General features: G+C 28.9%; 1 protein-coding gene. It reads right to left on the reverse strand.

The annotated features are described in order from the left end of the window. Positions 1-19: 19 nt before the first annotated feature. Positions 20-619: hypothetical protein (locus ACE01N_RS20635; protein ID WP_380592998.1), on the reverse strand; the 600-nt coding region annotated here is incomplete at its 5' end.

Here is a 619-nt window from a genome sequence, read left to right on the forward strand (position 1 = left end):
GTGTTGTGGGTAGTGCTTTTTATAATGTACTGTCAATCATTTTACTAAAATACATCAGTATTATTACTTTCTTTTGTCCAGGTAGTTTTAAATACTTTGCCAAATAAGAAGGATCTTGCTCAAATGACCATATATTAAATTGGAAACTTACCGTTACTGAATCAGGATTATAAAGCGTCAAAAATTTAATCAAATCTAAAGAGTCTAAAGTCATTTGGTTTACTCTCTCATAATCAGCGACAATTGGGACACAAAGATCATGTAAGAATTTGTAAGCACATTCATCTCCAATAATAAACTCAGTCATTTCTAAGTCTGAGATTAATTTTTTTGTGTCAGTTAAAACAGTATCAATAAAGAAACCATCTGGATATCCCATACTTAAAATTAAGGAGTCAAGATTGTGAAAAGTTTTTAGTGTGTCAGTTTTATCAAAAGCACCTAAATTCTCAATTTGACGAAATGTTTTATTTTCAATACGATTCCATAGATCTGAATCAGATTTTGTAAATGCATCAGTTAATTTTTTATTCACCAATTTATCTATCTCCTTTTCATGATCAACAGTTGAACATGAGTAGAGTAGAATGAATATGTAAATGATAATTTTTCTCATTTT

Origin of the sequence: Quyinboa ferrireducens, from assembly GCF_042436675.1 — a bacterium.
Taxonomy (GTDB): Bacteria; Bacteroidota; Bacteroidia; order Bacteroidales; family UBA5342; genus JBHJHP01.